Raw genomic sequence first — 17,578 nt, forward strand, 5'->3', positions numbered from 1 at the left:
GTCGGGATCAGTCGGGAACGTCGGGACGCCAACGGACCTCGAGGATGTCGAGAAGCGTCGACGACTCCACCCCGGTGACGACATCGGCAAGAAAGATCTGCGCACCCCGCCGTCGTCGGCGGGCACCCGCCGGGCGGTACACGACGGTCACGCCACTGGCCACCGCGGGCCGTTCCGGTCCGGTCGGACGGATGCTGACGATGTCCTCCCACCGAACCGACACCGTCCGGCGAAAACCCTGGGTGACCGTCAACCGCTCATCATCGACGATCACCTCCACGATCGTGTGGTGCGGCGCGAACAGCACCACCGCCAGGCCGAAGACACCGCCGCTCCCGAACACCGCCAGCGCGAGAATCCCGAGCACGAACGCGGTGTGCGGGAAGGCGCGTCCCGCGGTCGTGTCGGCGAATCCGTCGGCGCCGCTCAGCAGGAGCAGCCACACCCCGGCGAGGACGAACGCGCCGCACGCCACGAAGTAGGAGACCACGGCCCGTCGAGGCGTTCGCATGGTCCAGACGTCGTCGAAGGCCGCGGAGGTGTCCTGCCTCGCCGGCCGCGCGATGAGGAGTAGCGCGAGCCCACCGGCCAGCGCCATCCCGATGCCGACGGCCGGGTAGGGCACCGGGACGTCGAGTTTCCAGATCACGGCGACAGTATTCCGCAACGTCATCCCGCAATGTCATCCCGTGACGTCGACGGACCCCGGCCGGGCGTGCATCCCCCGCGACCTCTCGATATCCTCGCCCAGATGTCCACCCGAGCGGTTCTGAGTATCGTGATCGCCTTCGTGGCGATGGTCGTGGTCACGCTGATCGTCGCCGTGTGTGTGCTGGTGTCGACCTTCGGCCGGGCGCGCGTCGCGGCGCACGAACTGCGGGTGTCGATTCCCGATGACGCGGAAATCGTTGTGGCATCCCCCAATTGGTTCGAATGGCAGGGCTTCTGCTCGACGCTGGCGTTCCTGGTGCCAGACGGGGAGGTCGACGGTTACCTCGGCGCGCGTGACCTGTCGGACGCGAGTCCGCATGAGGGACGTCGGATCGAGACCTGCGCGGCGTCGGCGGACCCGTGCACCGAGTTCGACGCCGCGGGCGACCTGGAGCCCGTCGGCATCACCGTCACCGACACCTACGACAACGGAACCCATGCCGAGACCGATCGCGACCTCACCGCCATCCGGGGATGCCGGCCGGGCCAGACCCTCATCGCGTGGAGCGCCGGATACATCTGACGGATAGACCATGGTGAACCGACGCGGGAGACGCCCACCACCCCCAACCCGCCCAACCACCCCGCACCCACCCATTACAGTGACCCCATGACGATGCACGTGGATGCCTCCAACCCCGAACTGATCACCGTTGACGTCCCGACGCACTGGTACAACCTGGCCGCCGAGCTCGACACGCCGATCCCGCCGCACCTGCATCCGGGCACCAAGGAGCCGGTGGGTCCGGACGATCTGGCCGCGTTGTTCCCGTCGGGTCTGATCGCCCAGGAGGTCTCGGCCGAGCCGTACATAGAGATCCCCGAACCGGTTCGGGAGATCTATCAGATGTGGCGGCCGTCGCCGTTGTTCCGGGCGCGTCGGTTCGAGAAGGCACTGAACACCAAGGCGCGCATCTACGTGAAGTATGAGGGCGTCAGCCCGGTCGGCAGCCACAAGACCAATTCTGCTGTGGCGCAGGCGTATTACAACTCGATCGACGGCGTACGGAAGCTGACCACGGAAACCGGTGCCGGGCAGTGGGGTAGCGCGTTGGCGTTCGCCGGTGCCCAGTTCGGTATCGACGTCGAGGTGTGGCAGGTCCGCGCCTCCTACGATTCCAAGCCGTACCGCGGCTACCTGATGCGCACCTACGGCGGCACGGTGCACCCGAGCCCGTCGGAGCTCACCGAGGCCGGACGCGCCATGCTGGCCAAGGACCCGAACACCACCGGCAGTCTGGGGATGGCGGTCAGTGAGGCCGTGGAGGTGGCAGCCACCCACGACGACACCCGCTACGCACTCGGCAGCGTGCTCAATCACGTTGTGCTGCATCAGAGTGTCATCGGCGTGGAGGCCGTCGAACAGCTCGCCGCCGTCGAACCGGGCGGCGCTGACATCGTCTTCGGTTGTGCCGGTGGCGGTTCCAACCTGGCCGGGCTGTCGTTCCCGTTCCTGCGGGAGAAGATCCACGGCCGCTCCGACCCGCGCATCGTCGCCGCCGAGCCGGCTGCGTGCCCGTCGATCACCCAGGGCGAGTACCGGTATGACCACGGCGACGTCGCCGGACTCACCCCGCTGCTCAAGATGCACACGCTCGGAATGGATTTCGTTCCCGATCCGATCCACGCCGGCGGTCTGCGCTACCACGGCATGGCGCCCGCGCTGAGCCACACCGTGGAGCTGGGACTGGTTTCGGGCGTGGCGATCACCCAGCGCGACGCGTTCGCCGCCGGTGTGCAGTTCGCCCGAACCCAGGGCATCGTGCCCGCACCCGAGTCGACGCACGCGATCGCCGCGGCGGCCGCACACGTCGCCGACAGCGACAAGGACGAGGTCATCGTCATCGGTCTCTCCGGGCACGGACAGCTGGATCTGCCGGCCTACGCGGAGTTTCTCGACGGCAAGATGTGAGACCGGCCGTGATGCGCACCGCCGGAATCGATCTGGCGGCCGCACCGGCCAAGACCGCGGTGGCGGTGATCGACTGGCGGATTCGACGGGCCCGCCTGGTCGATCTGGTCATCCCGGCCGACGACGCGCGGATTCGTGCGGTCATCTCGGGTGCCGACCGCGTGGGCATCGACTCGCCGTTCGGCTGGCCCGACGACTTCGTCGACTTCGTGAGCGCCCATCACCGCGGCACCACACCGACCGGACGCGGACTCGACGACGTGGATCGGCGACGCCCACTCGCCCTGCGCCGCACCGACCGTCACCTCATCGAGATCGGAGCGGGACGCCCGCTGAGTGTGTCGGCGGATCAGATCGCCCACGTCGCGTTCCGGTGCGCCGGGCTGCTCGCCGACCTCGGTGTGGCCGATCGTGTCGACGGCTGGGCGCTCGAGGCGTATCCGGCCGGCGCGTTACGCCGGTGGGGTCTGCGCTCCCGCGGATACAAGCGGTCGGCGAACCGCGCCGTACTCACCGAACTGGTGGTGGACCTGCGCACGGCCGCGCCCTGGCTCGATCTCGGCGCCCACCGTGCGGTGATGGAACGCGACGACGATGCCTTCGACGCGGTGATCACCGCACTCATCGCCCGCGCCGCCGCACTCGGCCGGACCGAGCCACCCACCGACGCCGACCGCGACGTCGCCGCGCGGGAGGGCTGGATTCACCTGCCCACCTGCACGCTCGCCGACCTCATCGACGGCTGACAGCGCCCGCCGCCGCACTGACAGCGCCCGCCGCCACGTTGACAGCGCTCTGCGCCCGATCCACTGCCCTCTCCCGGTAGGGTCGACCCCGATGTCGACGAAGAAGCAACGCCGCGCCAAGCGGAAAGCCAAGCAGGCCGAACGGGCGTCGAACCCGAATCGGGTGGTACCGCTCTTCGACTCGAGCCTGTCTCCCGCGTTGCAGGGTCGTTTCGCCCAATGGCTCACCGAGAGGGTGATCCCGGACGATCCCGACCAGGTGGCGATGTTCGTGCGACGTGTATCGCTGGCTCTCGATGACTTCGCCGACCAGCGGCCGGGATTCCGGCCGGACGCCTGGACACGTGCCGACGTCGACGGACTCGAGAGCATGCTCGCGTCGATCGGCGAGGAGTTCGGACCCGAAGCCCGCATCGCGACAACGCTGCCCGTCACGAGCTTCCTCGAGTTCCTTGTGGAGTCGGATCTGTGGGCCGGAACCGACGAGGTGGCGACCTACGCGATAGAGCGGCTCGAGCAGGTCTTCGGACTCCGGTATGTGGGCGCCGACATCGCTCCGGTCGACGAGGACGAGGAGCGGGCCGCACTCCTGGCCACCGGTGTCCTTCAACGCATCACCGCGTTCCTCGACTGGCTCGGCGACGGTAAGCCGGTGACCCAGACCGGGTGGCTCAAACTCGCCGCGGCGCGGGACCTCGCGACGGCATTGGACGTCCCGGTGTATGAGCACCTCCGCAGTATGGGTGACCACCCGTATCTGTCCGGGATGTGGAACTACCTCAAGGTGCTGGACCTCGTCGACGTCGGCAGCACCAGGGCGACGCCCGGTCCCCGGGTGCCGGAATGGACCGATCAGTCGCTGGACTTCCTGCGGTCGGCGCTGGCGACCTGGGTCGGTGGACGTCTACCGAAGCCGAACGCTCTGGCGTCTGTCAGGTCCGACGTGGGTGCGCAGGTCATCGGTGTGGTGATTCAGGCGATGTCGTCGTCGCCGGTGACCGATGCCGACATCGACCGGTGGCGCGACGACGAGATCGGTGCCGACCTCGGGTACCTCGTACGCGAGTACCTCTCCGCGTTCGTGGCGGAGGGCTGGCTGTACTACGTCGACGGCGCATACGTGATCCCGGAAGGACTGCGGCCGGCCGTCGTCTCGGCCATTCCGGAACCGCCCGACCTGCCCGACCTGCCGGCGATCGGAATGCTCACCCTCCGTGTGGAACTCGAGTACGTACAACCGGCGGTGTGGCGAACAATCCGGGTACACAGCGACACCATGCTCGGCGAGCTGCACGAGATGCTGCAGGTGATCTTCGACTGGGAGGATTCGCACCTTCATCAGTTCGCGGCCGGCGATGCGGTGTACATACCCGGTCATCAACTCCCCGATGATCTCGACAGCCGCGACAACACCGAGAACGAGGACCTCACCGCCGTCGGAGACATTCTGCGGCGCAAGGGTGATCAGGCCATCTACGAGTACGACTTCGGTGACGGATGGACTCACCGGATGACGGTCGTCGACCTCGACGAGGACGAGGACGACGACGCGAAGCAGGGCGTTGTCGAGGGTGCCGGCATGGCCCCGTTCGAGGACGTCGGCGGTCCGCCGGGATGGGAGCACTTTCTTGCCGCGGTGAACACACCCTCGCACCCCGAACACCAGAATCTGCGGCGGTGGGCCGGGATTCCGGCCGGGGTATCGGTGGACGCCAAGGTCTTTGACGTCGGCGCCGTCAACCGGCAGCTGGACCGACTCGGCCTGCGCTGAGAGCGGCGAGGTCAGTCCAACGCCAGCCGCATCAGCACCCGCGTAAACCGGTTGAGCACCGACGTGGTGTCGGCGGCATACCGAAAGCCGGCGCGCTCGAACATCATTCGCGTGCCGACGTAGGCCATCGTCAGGTCCACCCGATCGGCGCCGTTGTCGACCGGGTACGCCTCGACGGCCGGCGCCCCGTTGGCCCGGGCGAAATCGACTGCGCCACCGATCAAGTGCGCGGTGATGCCGCGTTTGCGATACCCGGGACGGACGCGGATGCACCACAGTGACCAGACATCGAGATCGTCGACATGCGGGATCTTGCGGTTGCCCGCGAAGGTGGTGTCGGCGCGCGGCGCGATCGCCGCCCACCCGACCACCTCGTCGCCGTCGTAGGCGAGAACCCCAGGGGCAGGCGTCTTCTCGCACAGTTCCCGCACATACTCACCGCGCTGCCGGCGCTCGAGGGATCGGTTGAGGTTGTTGGGGATGCGATAACTCAGGCACCAGCAGACGTTCGCATCGGGACGTTTCGGGCCGACCATGGTGGCGACGTCATCGAACTCCGACGCCGGCCGCACCACGATCGACATCACTTCGCTCGGCTCAGGCGAGGTATCGCGTCGCCGGACCCACCGCGTCGCGTGGTGTCTTGCCCTGGAACCCGTCGCCGATGGCCCGCAACTTCCATTCGGCGCCTTCGCGATTGATGGCCGCCATCACCACCCCGGTGAACGGCATGCCGCCCTGCAGGGTGAAGCGGGCCAGCTCGGTGCCGATGGTCTCGTCGACGAGGCGGCAGAAGGCGTTGTCGACCTCCTCGAAGGTCTGACCCTGATACGACGTCACCGTGAACACCAGATTGTCGATGGCCGGGTGGATGGCGGTGAGGTCGACGTAGATGATCTCGTCGTCGCCTTCGCCGGCGCCGGTCAGGTTGTCGCCGGAATGCCGGATGGAGTTGTCGTCACTGGACAGATGCCCGTAGTAGACGACGTCGGCGAGCTGCCCGCGACTGAACATCAGCACCGACGCATCGAGGTCGATCTCGCGTTGCCGGCCCCCGAAGAAACCGCCACGTTTGATTTGGTCCCACCCCAGGCCCATCCGGATGCGGGTCAGCGCGACACCACCGTCCTTGCGCAGCGACACCTTCTGTCCCTTGCTCAGGTTCACGCGCCGATTCTTGGTGAGACTGATCTCGCCGGGCGCCGAGGCCGCGGGTGGAGCAGGTGGCGCGGGTGCGGGTGGCGTGTACGGGGGAGGGGGCGGCGCGGCGGCCGGTGGTGGGGTGTAGGCCGGAGCCGCCGGTCGTGGGGTGTACGCGGGTGGGGTCGGCGGCTGCGCGGCCACCGGCGCGGGGGTCGCCGCGGGTGCGTCATCCACCGACACGCCGTGATCGCGGATCAAGTCGGCGAAGCCGCCGGCGTAGCCCTGCCCGACGGCGCGGACCTTCCAGTCACCGCCGCGGCGGTACACCTCGAGGGCGACGACCACGGACTCGCTGGACAACCCGTCGATCGAGTAGGTGAACAACTCCCGGCCGGAAGCGTCACCGACGTGCGCGACGGGCGCCGCGATCCGACCGAAACTCGACGATGCGTCATCGAGGGTGATCACCGCGCGCACGGCGTGGATGTCGGGTGGCAGCCCGGCGGTGGACACCCGCAGCACCGGGCGGCTCGTCGGGTTCTCCAGCACCACGCCCGGTCCCTGGGGCTGGTTGTAGAACACGAAGTCGGCATCCGTCCGTACCGTCATCGCATCGGTCACCAGCAGTGCCGAGAGGTCGGCGGGCGCCCCGACGTCGATGGAGATCACCACGTCGCCTGCGGGCAGCGGTGCGTTCTGTCCTTTGGTGAGTACGGTCATACCTCGATCTTCGCATTGCCGATCACCGCGGCGTCGGCGATACGCGCGGTGAACCATTCCAGGATCTCCTCACCGGCGAGTGCACCGGTGGTGTCGGTGACGGTGAGATGTGGTTGTGTCCAGCCGATCTGCTCGAGTTCACCGTGCCGTGGCCGGATGGCGGCGTCGGCGTACTCCAGCAGATCGATGTCGAGGCGCCCGTCACCGGCCGCGTACACGGGAGCGTCGTCGGCCAGTGTCCCGTCGGCGACGAGTCGCGCACGGACCTCGGCCAGTGCCGCGGACTTCGTGACGACCTGCGGGAGGGCGTAGATCTTGCGGCCCTGCTGCGACACCGTCCACGCCCGCTCGGCACACCACTGCGACCAGTCGGGCAGGAAGTCGTCCGGTTGGCGGTCGAGGTCGACGACGATGTAGCAGAACAGATCGTCGGCGGTGCGCATCGAGGTCACCCAACTCTCGTCGATGCGGGCCTCGAGCGCGGCCACCACCTCGGCGAGACCGGCCGCCGACGCCGCGACCCGCCGGTCGACCTCCGCACGCCACGCCGGGTCGTCGGTGCCGTCGGTCAGGATCCGGCCGCCACTGGAGACGACGGCATGACGAAAGGGACTGCCGGGCAGCTCGATACGTGTGAACTGTGTCGGTGTCCGGGTGGTCACCGGCACCACCGGCGCCTGGGAGGCCAACGCCACCAGCAGGTTCCGGGCCGCCGGCGTGAGATAGGACAGGGGTCCGCCGTTGTAGATCTCCACGCAGACCGGATCGAGCGAGGCGAACTGCTCCTCGCCCATGGCGTGACGCGAGAAGATGAGGGTCCGGTCGAGATCGGTGGCGATCAGGCCGTTCACGCATCCTCCTTGATCAGCCCGACACAGGAATAGGCGAGATCACCACGTACCTCCACCGGCACCCCGCGTTCGGCGGCCAGGACGCGGATGTGGGCATGTTCGTCGAGGTCGGCCTCCCGTACCAGCACCATCCACGGAACGCGGCGCAGCAGCACCCGGGTGGTCTCTCCCACACCGGGTTTGACGAAGTTCACCGACGAGACGCCGTACTCGTCGCGGAGGCGTTCCATCGACTTCCATCCGGACCACTGCGGTGTGCGATCGCCGTCGCGGATCGCCGCCAGCGTGTCCCGGACGCGGGGCGCGACGGCGGTGAATCTTTCGGACACGGTGTCCAGGAACAGATTCGACACGTCGAACTCCGCCAGATGCGAGTAGAACTTGGCGCCGTGGAACTCGCCGGGGCCGATGTGATCGGCGTTGAGCACCGTGCGGGACACCAGCCCGGACACCGTGGAGTTGAGGCAGGCCGACGCGATGAGGAAGTCGTCCCGGGTGCCGAAGGTGGTGGTGCACGAACCGGGGTCGGCCAACACCGCCAACTCGTCGTGCAGTCGCGCGCCGCCCGCGGCGGCGTACGCGGTGAGAGCTTCGGTGAGTTCCCGCTGGATCGCACCCTTGCCGGTCCAGCCGTCGACGAACACCACCGACTCCGGCCGATGCCGCCCGGTGATGTGATCGAGTGCGACGGTGTCGATTCCGCGGCCCCGAACGATCGAGATCGTGTAGTGCGGGACGTCGACGCCGTAGGTGTGAGCGATCCAGCGCCGCATCAGGATGCCGATCGGCGTGCCCGCCCGCGCCAACGACACCAGTGTCGGGACCCGATCGCGTTCGGCGACAACCAGCTCACTGACCACGCCGACCGCCTCGGCCAGCCGGTCCGCCGACCCGCGCAACGCCTCGTGAAACAGGTCCTGGTACTGCGCGCCCGGCTGATACTCGACGGGCAGCGACTCGGCGTAATGGGCTGCGCCGCTCTGGATTCGGCGTTCCCGCTCGGCGAGATCCCCCTCGAGGGCGACGTGGGAGAGGTCCTTGAGCAACCACGTCACCTCGTCGGGAGCGTAGGAACCGAAGCCCGGGCCGTTCAGCGGTGGGGTGAGGGGTGGCGGGGTGAGTGCGGTCATTCTCTCGGACCGCCGGTGGGGACGACGGCGACGATCACGTCGTGACCGGCGGCGGTGAGCACATCGACGACGCCACCCGGTTCGCGGAGCAGGTCGGTGTCGGCGGGCGCGTCGATGACCAGCACCACCTGCGGCAGCACCTCCGACTCGGACGCGGTGAACGGCGAGACCAGGTTGTAGACGAACCGTGGCGTCCCCGGGTCGGATTCCGGTGCGGTGAAAGTGAATCCGCGGCGCAGCGGGTAGCCGTCGACATCACGCACATAGGCGGGAGAGCGGGTGGTGGTCTGGTACCGCGCCGACACACCGGAGTCCTCCAGCGCCTCCGCGAGGCACAGCGGCAGATACATGAGTTCCTCGTGCCCGACCACGACGACGTCGCCGGACGGATCGATCACCTCGCGAATCCGTTCGGCGGCAACTGAAATCGCCGCGTCGAACGTCGCCGCGTCGGAGCGCAGGAATCCGTGCCGCCCGCCGTCGGGAAGGCCATCGGGCCACGGTAGGTGCAGTGTCGTCACCTGGCCACGGTGGTCGCCGACGGGATTCAACGCGCCCGGTTCGAGAGCCCACACCTCGTCGACGATGCTGTCCGGCAGCAGGATTCGTGCCTGGGCGAGCGAGACCTGATCTATCCGAACCCCCATCTCGGTGGCCGCCGCGGCGATCGTGGCGCGATGGGCGTCGGTGCACATGTCGACCAGCGACGCCACCACGTAGTGCGTGCGCGGTGCGCGGTCGTGCAGCGCGGTGATGGCGCGCAGTGCCGTGGTTCCGGTGGAGATCTCGTCGTCCACGAGAATCATCGGCGCGTCCGTATCGGTGGTCAACAAATCGGTGTCGGCGGGCTGCAGCAGGTGCGTGGTGGCATGCGAGTGGCCCTCCTCGAAGGTGCCCCACGACGGCACCCCGGTGGCCTGCCGCCGGGTGGAATGAATGTAGGCCCGTGCCGAGATCCGTGCGGCCACACAGTGGCCCAAACCCGTTGCGGTTTCGGCGAAGCCGAGCACGGTGGCATGTGACGCCGCGTCGGCGCCGACCGCGGCGATCACGGCGTCGCCGAGGTCGTCGGCCGCGGCCCGAACCGCGCTCGGTGGGGTCGGGATGTGTTTGCCGAGCACCGTCGACACCAGCAGATGTGCACGCCGACGATTACGCCGCAGGCCGACGATGATCAGATCATCGATGGCCCACGGACTCTGGGCTGTGCTGTGTCCGTGTACCTCGACGCCGAACTGCTCACCGACCCACGAGACGGCGCCGGCCGGGGTGGTGGTGGTGTTCACGCGGCGTCCAGGGCGGTCAGGAGATCGACGAAGCTGATCCCGGAGTTGGTGACGCCGAAGGCGGCGGCGCGGTCCATCACCCGGGTGGCCCAATGACGGTGCGGTTTCAGCTCGTTCATCTTGTTCCGGTACGACGACGCCTGTGCGCCACCGGTGTCGGCGGCCAGGATGTCGAGGGCATCGTGGTACTCCTCGTGGGTCACCGAGCTCAGGGCGTGCACCGGCGCGACGTGCGCCGGATGGATGACGGTCTTGCCGTGCATGCCGTTGGCCCGGTCCAGGGCGATCTCGCGCAGCAGACCGTCGATGTCGCGGCTGACCAACTGCTGACGGAACCACACCGCGTCGTGATCACGGAAGGGTGTGTGCCGCAACGTCGGAGCGAATCGGCGTTCGTGATCGGCGAAGTACTCCCACACCGGTCCGGTGATGATGTGACCCGAGGGGTCGCTGCGGCCGAGGATGTTGACGATCCCGGCGATGGCGTCGGCGGCAACGCGGACATCGTAGATGGTGAGGTCACGGTCGCGACGGATACCGAAGAGCCCGCACATGTCGGTGGCGCCGATCCGGACGGCCAGCACGTCGTCCCGGTGTGCATCGAGAGCCGTTGCGATCGCCGCCAATTCGTCGTCGCGGGTTTCGCGGTGGACGAGTGCGGCGGACTCGAGCACCGGCATCGCCCACAGGTGTCGGCCCAACGTGACGCCGGCATCGTGGACCGCTCGGAGCGCGGCCTCGGCGTCGTCGGCACCGAACTTCGGAATGACGAAGCCCGACAACACCTCCGACGATCCGAGCAAGGCGGTGAGGGTGCCGATCTGAGCGGCGGTCCGGACACGGACGAACAGCATCATCGCGCCCGCCGCGGTGCCCTCGAGATCATGGAGTGCGCGGACCGCGGAGGCGATCGCCTCCGATTCCTGATGGTCGGCAACGGCATCTTCGAGGTCGATCACCATCGACAACACGCCACCGGCGTATCGGCGGGTGATCACCTCGGCCAGGTCGGGTCGCGTCGCGGGTACATAGAGTGTCGCTCCCAGCGCGACCGCGAGCCGGCGGGTGGACCATGTATCCGACAGCGGTTCGGGCCGGTGCATGAACAGGTGGTCGTGGACCTCGGCGGTGAGGTGATGGAAGTGTGCGGGCCCATCGGGTTTCGACGGGCCTGCGGACGCGTTCACGTCCTCGGGTGCTGCCGCGGTCATCGTGCCGCCACCTGTCCTCTCATGCGGTCGACGATCTCGGCCACCCGTTGCTCCACAGCACGCAACTGCGTCAGGTAGGACCAGTAATCGGGGTGAACACGCTCCAGCGCCCCCCGCGCCCTCGAGATCCGGTCGGCCTGAGCATCGAGCACCGAGCCCCATTCGTCAACCAGGGACTTGTCGACGGCGAAGTGTTGGGCGTCACGTAGCCGGAAACGCACCTGCCGTTCCACCGCGGTCGGATCGGATCGGACCTCACGCAGCAGGGTCAGGCGGTCGCCGACGGCGTCGACGGCACCTTCGGCGGAATCGAGGTCGTCACGGGCCGCCTCGGCATCGGCAATCGACTGGTCAGGCGCGCTGGTGAGGTGAGTGCGGGCGTCGGCGAGGTGTGCGTCGGCCGCCTCGAGGTGGGTACGGATCACCACATCGGAGTTCTGCAGGTCCGTCGAACACTCGGCGCTGAACTCGCGACGCAACGCGGACAGCAGATCGGGGATCTTCTCGCTACGGGTCCGGATGCCGCTGCGCCGGGTATCCACCGACCGGATGACCCGAGTGGCCCGCTCGGAGAAGCCGGGCGCGTCCATCAGCGCGGCCTGCACCCGCTGGCCGGCGGTCACCAACGCGGTCCCGGCGGCACGACGGTCGCGGATGCTCTGGGCCCGTTCGAACGCCGCGATCGCCGACCGCAGGGAGTCGGCGGCGGTGGTCACCACGCGCAAGCCGAGCAGGTGTGGCGGCGCGGCCTCCAGCGACCTCGCGGCCTGCGTGGCGGACTCCCGGGCGCGTTGATCGAGGACCCGCAGTTCGGTGGCGGTGTGCCGTGCGCGATCGAGTTCGGTGGCGTGGACGCGGCCGAACTCCCCCATCTGGGTGTTCACCGCGCCGAGAGCATCGGTGCAGCGTGTGAGCTCGTCGAGACGGGGCCGGGGATGATTCTGGGTATCCGAAGCCGTGGCCGCCGTGGACAGCCGGAGGTACTCGGCGGTCACCTGGCCGTAGTACTCGCGCAATTGCGTCCACTCGTCGAGGATCCGCGATCGCGGGTCGAGTTCGGCCGCGATACGCACGGGCGAATCGATCTCCGAGAGGGTCTGCTCGGACGCGAGGAACGCCGATGTCATTCGGGTTGTGTACTCGCCGAGATCGGCATTCACGCGTGAGCTGCCCCCGAACCATCTCCGCGCAAACTTCCTGGGCACGTAGTCGATGCTATCGACTAACTTCTTTCCCAGACGCGCCGTGCTGTGGGCGGCGACTTCCGAGGAGGGCTCGCGAATGCAACTTGTGCAACGTTCGAAACGGGTCGTGGAGGCCCGTTTGAACAACACCGCGGTCCGGGCATTGTCCGGATCGATGGTGGCCTACGAAGGGCAGATCAACTTCAAGTCCGCCGGTTTCGGTGGCGGCGACGGTCTGCTCGCTGGGATCAAGCAACGCGCGACCGGTGAGGGCTTGTCGTTGATGGAGGCGTCCGGCACCGGGGTGGTGTACTTCGCCCACAACGCGGCCGAGACCACCATCATCGAACTGGCCGGGGAGACCCTGCAGGTGGAGTCGCAGCAGTTGATGGTGATGAACGGGAATCTGCAGACCAACGTGACCTTCGCCGGTGTGCGCGGTGCGACGTCGGGGCAGGGCTTGTTCACCACCACCGTCACCGGGCACGGTCAGGTCGCGTTGCTCTCGCAGGGCGGTCCGCTCATCCACCTGGAGGTGAGCCCGCAGTTCCCGCTCGTCGTCGACCCCGACGCCTTCGTGTGCGCGAAGGGCGCGTTGAGTCAGTCCTTCGTCACCGACGTCAGCTGGCGCAGCGCCCTGGGGCAGGGTGGCGGCGAGGCGTTCTCGTTGCGTTACGACGGCTCCGGCGTCGTCTCGATCCAGCCGGCGGAACGGTAGGGGAGGGTCATGTTCACCAAGGTCAACAGCAAGGTCGTCTCGGTCGACATCAGCCAGAGCGGGCCGATCGTGGCGCGCAAGGGCGCGATGCTCTTCTACACCGGGAACGTGTTCTTCCAACCGCATCAGCTCGCCGGAGCCGGCGGCGGGTTCGGCATGTCGGGGATGGCCGGCATGGCCGGCCGGATGATGGCGGGCGAGCACGAGTCGACGATGATCGCCCAGGGCCAGGGAGTGGTGCACTACGGGTTCCGCGGTATCGAGGTGCAGATCATCGACGTCGGGCAGGTCGGCGGGACGATCCGGGTCGAGGCGTCCCGGACACTGGCCTACACCTCGAATCTGCAGGCGTCGGTGGTGTCCGTCGCGTCGCTGGGCGGCGGCGGTGGCGGCGGAGGCGGGGGTCTACTCGGATCGCTGCGGTCGGCGGCGGCCGGTGCGGTGACCGGTCAGGGCATGTTCACCACGCAGTTGTCGGGTCCCGGGCAGGTCGTGGTCCTGGGCCACGGTGGGGTGTTCGAGCTTCCGGTGGCGCCCGATCGTCCGGTGGTGACCGTCGACCCGCAGGCCTTCGTGGCGTCTGCCGGGCAGGTCAACACCACGCTGCGGTCCACCGTCAGTTGGCGCAACATGGGCCGAACCGGCGGTGAGGGAATGCAATTGGAGTGCGCCGGGCACGGCGTCGTATTCGTTCAGGCATCCGAGGAGAAGTTGTGAGTCAGCTCAACACCGTCTGGAATCCGATGACGCTGCCCGCCGACGACAACGTCCCGGACAACGATTACTCCTACGTCATCGAACTCAACAAGCCGTGGTTCATGTCGAAGGGCGCGATGATCGCCTACTACGGCCAGATGAACTTCACGTCGCTGCAGCACGGTCTGCAGGGGCAGTTGCTGCACATGGTGGCGCAGCAGTTCTCGGCTCCGCTGCACCTCGGTGACTACGTCGTGGTCGAGGGCAACGGCAAACTGGTCATCGGCGATCGCGGCTACAACATCAACTCCTATGACCTCGAGGACGGCAACCTCACCATCCGGGCCGCGAGTCTGCTTGCCTTCGAACCGAATCTGTCACTGCAGCAGTCGATCGTCCCGGGATTCCTCACCCTGATCGGCACGGGTAAGTTCCTCGCGTCCTCCAACGGCCCGGTGATGTTCGTGGAGCCGCCGGTGCGTGTGGACCCGGAGGCCCTGGTCGGCTGGTCGGACTGCCCGGCCCCCAGCCACCACTACGACCAGGCCTGGGTGAACTCCTTCATCGCCGCGGCCGGACACCGGATGGGCATCAACTCCGGTGAGGAGCGTCAGTTCGACTTCACCGGCGCCGGAACGGTTCTCATCCAGTCCAGCGAGAAGGTGATGAACGACATGTCGATCGTCCGCACCATCCAGGGCCACCTCCCCGGCCTGTCGCAGCCGGGCCTGATGCAGATCAACCAGCAGATCACCCAACAGTTGGGTCAGCACCAGTAGCGACGGACCGATCCGCCGGCCGAGCTGTCCCTGATTTCGCCGGTCGAGCCGCCCATCTCGCCGGTCGAGCCGCCCATCTCGCCGGTCGAGCCGCCCATCTCGCCGGTCGAGCCGTGGCGAGCCCCCAGGGCGAGCCGCGAGTCGAGACCTCGCAAGGCAAGGCTGGAACTCCCCACCGCCACAACAGTTTCTGCGGCAGTACGGCCCAGGCGCTCCGGTGCGTGGGCTGCTTCAGGAGGTGTCGAGAACGTCCTGGAGCATGGCGCCGAGGACACGTGCGCCTCGGTTGCTGGGGTGCATGCCGGCGGCATCCATCTCGGGTCGCTCGACCTCGGGCTCGACGCGGCCCATACGGATGAGGTGCTGACGTGCCTGTCCTTCGGTGACCGTGCCGCGGATGCGGATACGGGTACTCGAGGCACCATGCAGCGTGCCGGCGGTGCCGGGATCGTCGGGATCAGCGGTGACCTCGACGTCGGGCGAGTCGTAGGCGTCCTCGAGCTCCCCGGTGCCGGTGACACCAGGTTCGTCGCGGTGCTCGTCGCCAGTCGCGGCAGGCCCGTCGGGTGGTCGCGGTTCGACCGGATCGGATTGGGCTGCGCCCGAATCGTATTCGTCGACGACTGGTTTGGGCTGATCGCAGATGTCGGCATCGTGGTCGTTGTCCTGGTCGACGCTGTCGATGCTCGAGGAGTCGGCGGTCGGAGCCTGATCGGCAGTCGAAACACCACGATCGGACGAGATTTCGGCATCCACGAACGACGACGCGGTGTCTTCGGCGTCGGGATCGGCCGGTTCATCGATGCCGGTATCCACCGACTCGAGTTCGCCCTCCGCGTCAGCGTCAGCGTTTACGCCTTCGACATCGACCACGTCGGCATCGCCCGCTTCGGTGTCTGCGGGTTCGGTTGCGCCGGAACCACAATCGGCACTGCTGGTGTGCTCGCCGTGGATCTGGTCGCGGATCTGGTCGAGTTTCTGCTCGTAGAGTGCGGTGATGTCGGGGTGGTCGTTGACGATCTTCGGGTTTTCCGGCATGCCGGGTGCGGCGTTGAGTTGCCACCAGCAGCGTCCGGCGAGCGGTCCGTCTTCGTAGATGCCGGTGGTGTACTGGCCGGGGTTGGGGCCGACCATCCGGTTGTGCGGCCCGCACGCCGGGGCCAGGTCGGTGATGTCGGTTTTCCCGCCGTTGGCCCAGTCTTCTTTGGCGTGATGCATTTCCGAGTGGGAGGCGGGTTGCCCGCAACCGGGGAAGGAGCACACTTCACCACCGGTGCGGGAGAACGACGCGATCCGCTGCTCGGTGGATGCCAACCGCCGGGCCCGCCCGAGATACAGGGGGAGGTCGATGGCGTCGGAGAACACCGCCAGGTACTGCTGCACATCGGTGGGGTCGGTGACCTCACCCAACGCACTCAGCAAATCCGGAATAGGAATGGTGGATCCAGAAGCGGTGGTGGCATATCCGGCCCCGGCCAGCAGATCCGTCACGAACGCTTTCGCGATCAACGCGACCGGCAAACCCCGATGGGTTTTGCCGAGCACGCCTTCCTTCATCGCCGACACCAACAACACGTGCATCGCATCAAGATTGCGTTGCGCTTGGCTGCGGTCGTCACGTTTGACCGCCGCGGCCAACACGTCGGGGTCGGCATCCCCGATCGCACCGGTCGGCGATTCCGGATCGTGAAGATTATTCATCCCGGGTTTCGCCCACGCATCCAGCATGGAGTCCCACAAGGCGCGGGTGACCGGCGGGAGGTGCCCGTTGAGTTTCGCCATCCCATCGACACGGGACTGGTTGATCCACAGGTTACGACGCTGTTGGCGTTCCTTCTCCTCCACCAACTGCCCGTCGGGGTCGAGGTGCGCCAAGATCCGGGCACCCATCGTGGTGATGTCGGCGGGGATGTGTTCGGTGGCTTTCTCCCCCAAAGTGGCTTCGGCCGCGACCTTCTTGTCATGCGCGACGGCGCCCGGGATCTTGTCCAATGCTTCCAACGCCGCCGACAGGTGGGTGTGACCGATCAAACCCTTCTCATAGGCATCGGAGAGGGTGGGGTATTTCGGTTCCTCGGGTTGCCCGGTCAGCCCGTGGAATCGTGCGGTGGCCTTCATATGCGCGATGCGCATGGTGGGTTGCGCGATCCGCAGATCATAGTTCAGGAAGTTCGACAGGCTGACTTTGCCGACTTTGCGGTGCACACTGCGATCAGAAATTTCCAGGATCGCCCGGTCACCCTGAAAGTGAGTACGGGTCGCGATCTGTTCGGACAGTTTCGCCGCTTCGATGACTTCGAGGTCGGAGCAGGCGGTCATCGGAGTCTTGGCCAGCTCGTCGAGCAACGCGTTGATCTGGTGCATCAGCTGCAGTGGTTGTGACATGGGACTGTCGGTGGTGTCTGTCATGCTGATGTCACCTCCCCCGAGAAGACCGTTGTGGCGTATGTGTTCTATTATAGCCACTTTCTACGTGAGTCGCAAGTGTTTTCTATCCACAGGGTGTGGATGGCTCAATGTGGTTGGTGTGATTGAGGTTTCAGCGTCGGCTTGCGAGGTCTCGACACGACCTTCGCTAGTGCTCCGGTCGGCTCGACCCGTTGTATGCCAATCTGGGTGTGAGTCACTTCCGAGGAGGAGGTTCACAACATGAGTATTAGTGCTGGTTACACGATCGCTGAGATCACAGCCTATGTCCGGGAGTATCTGGAGTTGCCGCG

At 67.2% G+C, this 17,578-nt stretch carries 17 protein-coding genes; 7 read left to right on the top strand and 10 right to left on the bottom strand.

Translation table 11 applies throughout. From position 1 onward, the window contains the following. Nucleotides 1-7: 7 nt before the first annotated feature. Nucleotides 8-673, bottom strand: coding sequence for a PH domain-containing protein (locus tag ABLE92_RS14555; RefSeq protein ID WP_348805491.1), 666 nt, complete (start codon nt 671-673; stop codon nt 8-10). 78 nt (nt 674-751) lie between these two features. Here ABLE92_RS14555 and ABLE92_RS14560 point away from each other — a divergent pair, with 78 nt between their 5' ends. The 4 genes from ABLE92_RS14560 (at nt 752) to ABLE92_RS14575 (ending at nt 5,140) form a co-directional block, all read left to right on the top strand. Next, on the top strand, nt 752-1,234 hold the full coding sequence (locus ABLE92_RS14560; protein ID WP_348805492.1) for a hypothetical protein: 483 nt from the start codon (nt 752-754) through the stop codon (nt 1,232-1,234). Nucleotides 1,235-1,321: 87 nt separating this feature from the next. Continuing rightward, the gene (locus ABLE92_RS14565; protein WP_348805493.1) at nt 1,322-2,623 is read left to right on the top strand and encodes a TrpB-like pyridoxal phosphate-dependent enzyme; all 1,302 of its coding nucleotides are present in this window, start codon (nt 1,322-1,324) and stop codon (nt 2,621-2,623) included. 11 nt (nt 2,624-2,634) lie between these two features. After that, entirely contained in the window at nt 2,635-3,369 is a 735-nt protein-coding gene (locus ABLE92_RS14570; protein WP_348805494.1) for a DUF429 domain-containing protein, read from the top strand. Nucleotides 3,370-3,460: 91 nt separating this feature from the next. Then, a complete protein-coding gene (locus tag ABLE92_RS14575; RefSeq protein ID WP_348805495.1) occupies nt 3,461-5,140 on the top strand; it encodes a plasmid pRiA4b ORF-3 family protein in 1,680 nt (559 codons plus the stop codon). An 11-nt stretch (nt 5,141-5,151) separates the two neighbouring features. On the opposite strand, the gene ABLE92_RS14580 is transcribed toward ABLE92_RS14575, so the two are convergent. Genes ABLE92_RS14580 through ABLE92_RS14610 form a run of 7 tightly spaced genes read right to left on the bottom strand, consistent with a single transcriptional unit; the run spans nt 5,152 to nt 12,608 of the window. Next, nucleotides 5,152-5,724 (bottom strand): GNAT family N-acetyltransferase, encoded by a 573-nt coding sequence (locus ABLE92_RS14580; RefSeq protein WP_348805496.1) that lies wholly within the window; start codon nt 5,722-5,724, stop codon nt 5,152-5,154. Between the two features lie 13 nt (nt 5,725-5,737). Further along, nucleotides 5,738-7,003 (bottom strand): TerD family protein, encoded by a 1,266-nt coding sequence (locus tag ABLE92_RS14585; protein ID WP_348805497.1) that lies wholly within the window; start codon nt 7,001-7,003, stop codon nt 5,738-5,740. Then, nucleotides 7,000-7,854, bottom strand: coding sequence for an HAD family hydrolase (locus tag ABLE92_RS14590; RefSeq protein ID WP_348805498.1), 855 nt, complete (start codon nt 7,852-7,854; stop codon nt 7,000-7,002). The genes ABLE92_RS14585 and ABLE92_RS14590 overlap by 4 nt, the downstream gene beginning before the upstream one ends. Continuing rightward, a complete protein-coding gene (locus tag ABLE92_RS14595; RefSeq protein ID WP_348805499.1) occupies nt 7,851-8,984 on the bottom strand; it encodes a cysteine protease StiP family protein in 1,134 nt (377 codons plus the stop codon). Before ABLE92_RS14595 ends, ABLE92_RS14590 begins: the two co-directional genes overlap by 4 nt. After that, nucleotides 8,981-10,270: a phosphoribosyltransferase family protein gene (locus ABLE92_RS14600; RefSeq protein ID WP_496560804.1), complete on the bottom strand. Its 1,290-nt coding sequence runs from the start codon at nt 10,268-10,270 to the stop codon at nt 8,981-8,983. The genes ABLE92_RS14595 and ABLE92_RS14600 overlap by 4 nt, the downstream gene beginning before the upstream one ends. After that, complete coding sequence (locus ABLE92_RS14605; protein WP_348805501.1) at nt 10,267-11,481, bottom strand: HpcH/HpaI aldolase/citrate lyase family protein; 1,215 nt, start codon at nt 11,479-11,481, stop codon at nt 10,267-10,269. Before ABLE92_RS14605 ends, ABLE92_RS14600 begins: the two co-directional genes overlap by 4 nt. Beyond that, nucleotides 11,478-12,608 carry a hypothetical protein gene (locus tag ABLE92_RS14610; protein ID WP_348805502.1) on the bottom strand — a complete coding sequence of 377 codons (1,131 nt, stop codon included), beginning with the start codon at nt 12,606-12,608 and terminating at the stop codon, nt 11,478-11,480. The genes ABLE92_RS14605 and ABLE92_RS14610 overlap by 4 nt, the downstream gene beginning before the upstream one ends. Before the next feature lie 154 nt (nt 12,609-12,762). On the opposite strand from ABLE92_RS14610, the gene ABLE92_RS14615 reads away from it, so the two are divergent. Genes ABLE92_RS14615 through ABLE92_RS14625 form a run of 3 tightly spaced genes read left to right on the top strand, consistent with a single transcriptional unit; the run spans nt 12,763 to nt 14,858 of the window. Further along, a complete protein-coding gene (locus tag ABLE92_RS14615) occupies nt 12,763-13,383 on the top strand; it encodes an AIM24 family protein (RefSeq protein WP_348805503.1) in 621 nt (206 codons plus the stop codon). A gap of 9 nt (nt 13,384-13,392) precedes the next feature. Beyond that, nucleotides 13,393-14,100 (top strand): AIM24 family protein, encoded by a 708-nt coding sequence (locus ABLE92_RS14620; protein WP_348805504.1) that lies wholly within the window; start codon nt 13,393-13,395, stop codon nt 14,098-14,100. Then, nucleotides 14,097-14,858, top strand: a complete 762-nt coding sequence (locus ABLE92_RS14625) for an AIM24 family protein (protein WP_348805505.1) — start codon at nt 14,097-14,099, stop codon at nt 14,856-14,858. The genes ABLE92_RS14620 and ABLE92_RS14625 overlap by 4 nt, the downstream gene beginning before the upstream one ends. On the opposite strand, the gene ABLE92_RS14630 is transcribed toward ABLE92_RS14625, so the two are convergent. Further along, nucleotides 14,846-15,034: a hypothetical protein gene (locus ABLE92_RS14630; protein ID WP_348805506.1), complete on the bottom strand. Its 189-nt coding sequence runs from the start codon at nt 15,032-15,034 to the stop codon at nt 14,846-14,848. The two genes, ABLE92_RS14625 and ABLE92_RS14630, sit on opposite strands and share 13 nt — an antisense overlap. Before the next feature lie 55 nt (nt 15,035-15,089). Further along, nucleotides 15,090-17,267 (bottom strand): DUF222 domain-containing protein, encoded by a 2,178-nt coding sequence (locus ABLE92_RS14635; protein ID WP_348805507.1) that lies wholly within the window; start codon nt 17,265-17,267, stop codon nt 15,090-15,092. Nucleotides 17,268-17,578: the final 311 nt, after the last annotated feature.

It is taken from the genome of Gordonia oleivorans (assembly GCF_040044975.1).
Classification (GTDB): Bacteria; Actinomycetota; Actinomycetes; order Mycobacteriales; family Mycobacteriaceae; genus Gordonia; species Gordonia oleivorans.

Coding starts and splice junctions, on each gene's coding strand:
- ABLE92_RS14635 (WP_348805507.1), bottom strand. CDS start 17,267: ATGACAGACACCACCGACAGTCCCATGTCACAACCACTGCAGCTGATG.
- ABLE92_RS14585 (WP_348805497.1), bottom strand. CDS start 7,003: ATGACCGTACTCACCAAAGGACAGAACGCACCGCTGCCCGCAGGCGAC.
- ABLE92_RS14555 (WP_348805491.1), bottom strand. CDS start 673: ATGACGTTGCGGAATACTGTCGCCGTGATCTGGAAACTCGACGTCCCG.
- ABLE92_RS14575 (WP_348805495.1), top strand. CDS start 3,461: ATGTCGACGAAGAAGCAACGCCGCGCCAAGCGGAAAGCCAAGCAGGCC.
- ABLE92_RS14610 (WP_348805502.1), bottom strand. CDS start 12,608: ATGACATCGGCGTTCCTCGCGTCCGAGCAGACCCTCTCGGAGATCGAT.
- ABLE92_RS14560 (WP_348805492.1), top strand. CDS start 752: ATGTCCACCCGAGCGGTTCTGAGTATCGTGATCGCCTTCGTGGCGATG.
- ABLE92_RS14565 (WP_348805493.1), top strand. CDS start 1,322: ATGACGATGCACGTGGATGCCTCCAACCCCGAACTGATCACCGTTGAC.
- ABLE92_RS14605 (WP_348805501.1), bottom strand. CDS start 11,481: ATGACCGCGGCAGCACCCGAGGACGTGAACGCGTCCGCAGGCCCGTCG.
- ABLE92_RS14615 (WP_348805503.1), top strand. CDS start 12,763: ATGCAACTTGTGCAACGTTCGAAACGGGTCGTGGAGGCCCGTTTGAAC.
- ABLE92_RS14595 (WP_348805499.1), bottom strand. CDS start 8,984: ATGACCGCACTCACCCCGCCACCCCTCACCCCACCGCTGAACGGCCCG.
- ABLE92_RS14620 (WP_348805504.1), top strand. CDS start 13,393: ATGTTCACCAAGGTCAACAGCAAGGTCGTCTCGGTCGACATCAGCCAG.
- ABLE92_RS14580 (WP_348805496.1), bottom strand. CDS start 5,724: ATGTCGATCGTGGTGCGGCCGGCGTCGGAGTTCGATGACGTCGCCACC.
- ABLE92_RS14570 (WP_348805494.1), top strand. CDS start 2,635: ATGCGCACCGCCGGAATCGATCTGGCGGCCGCACCGGCCAAGACCGCG.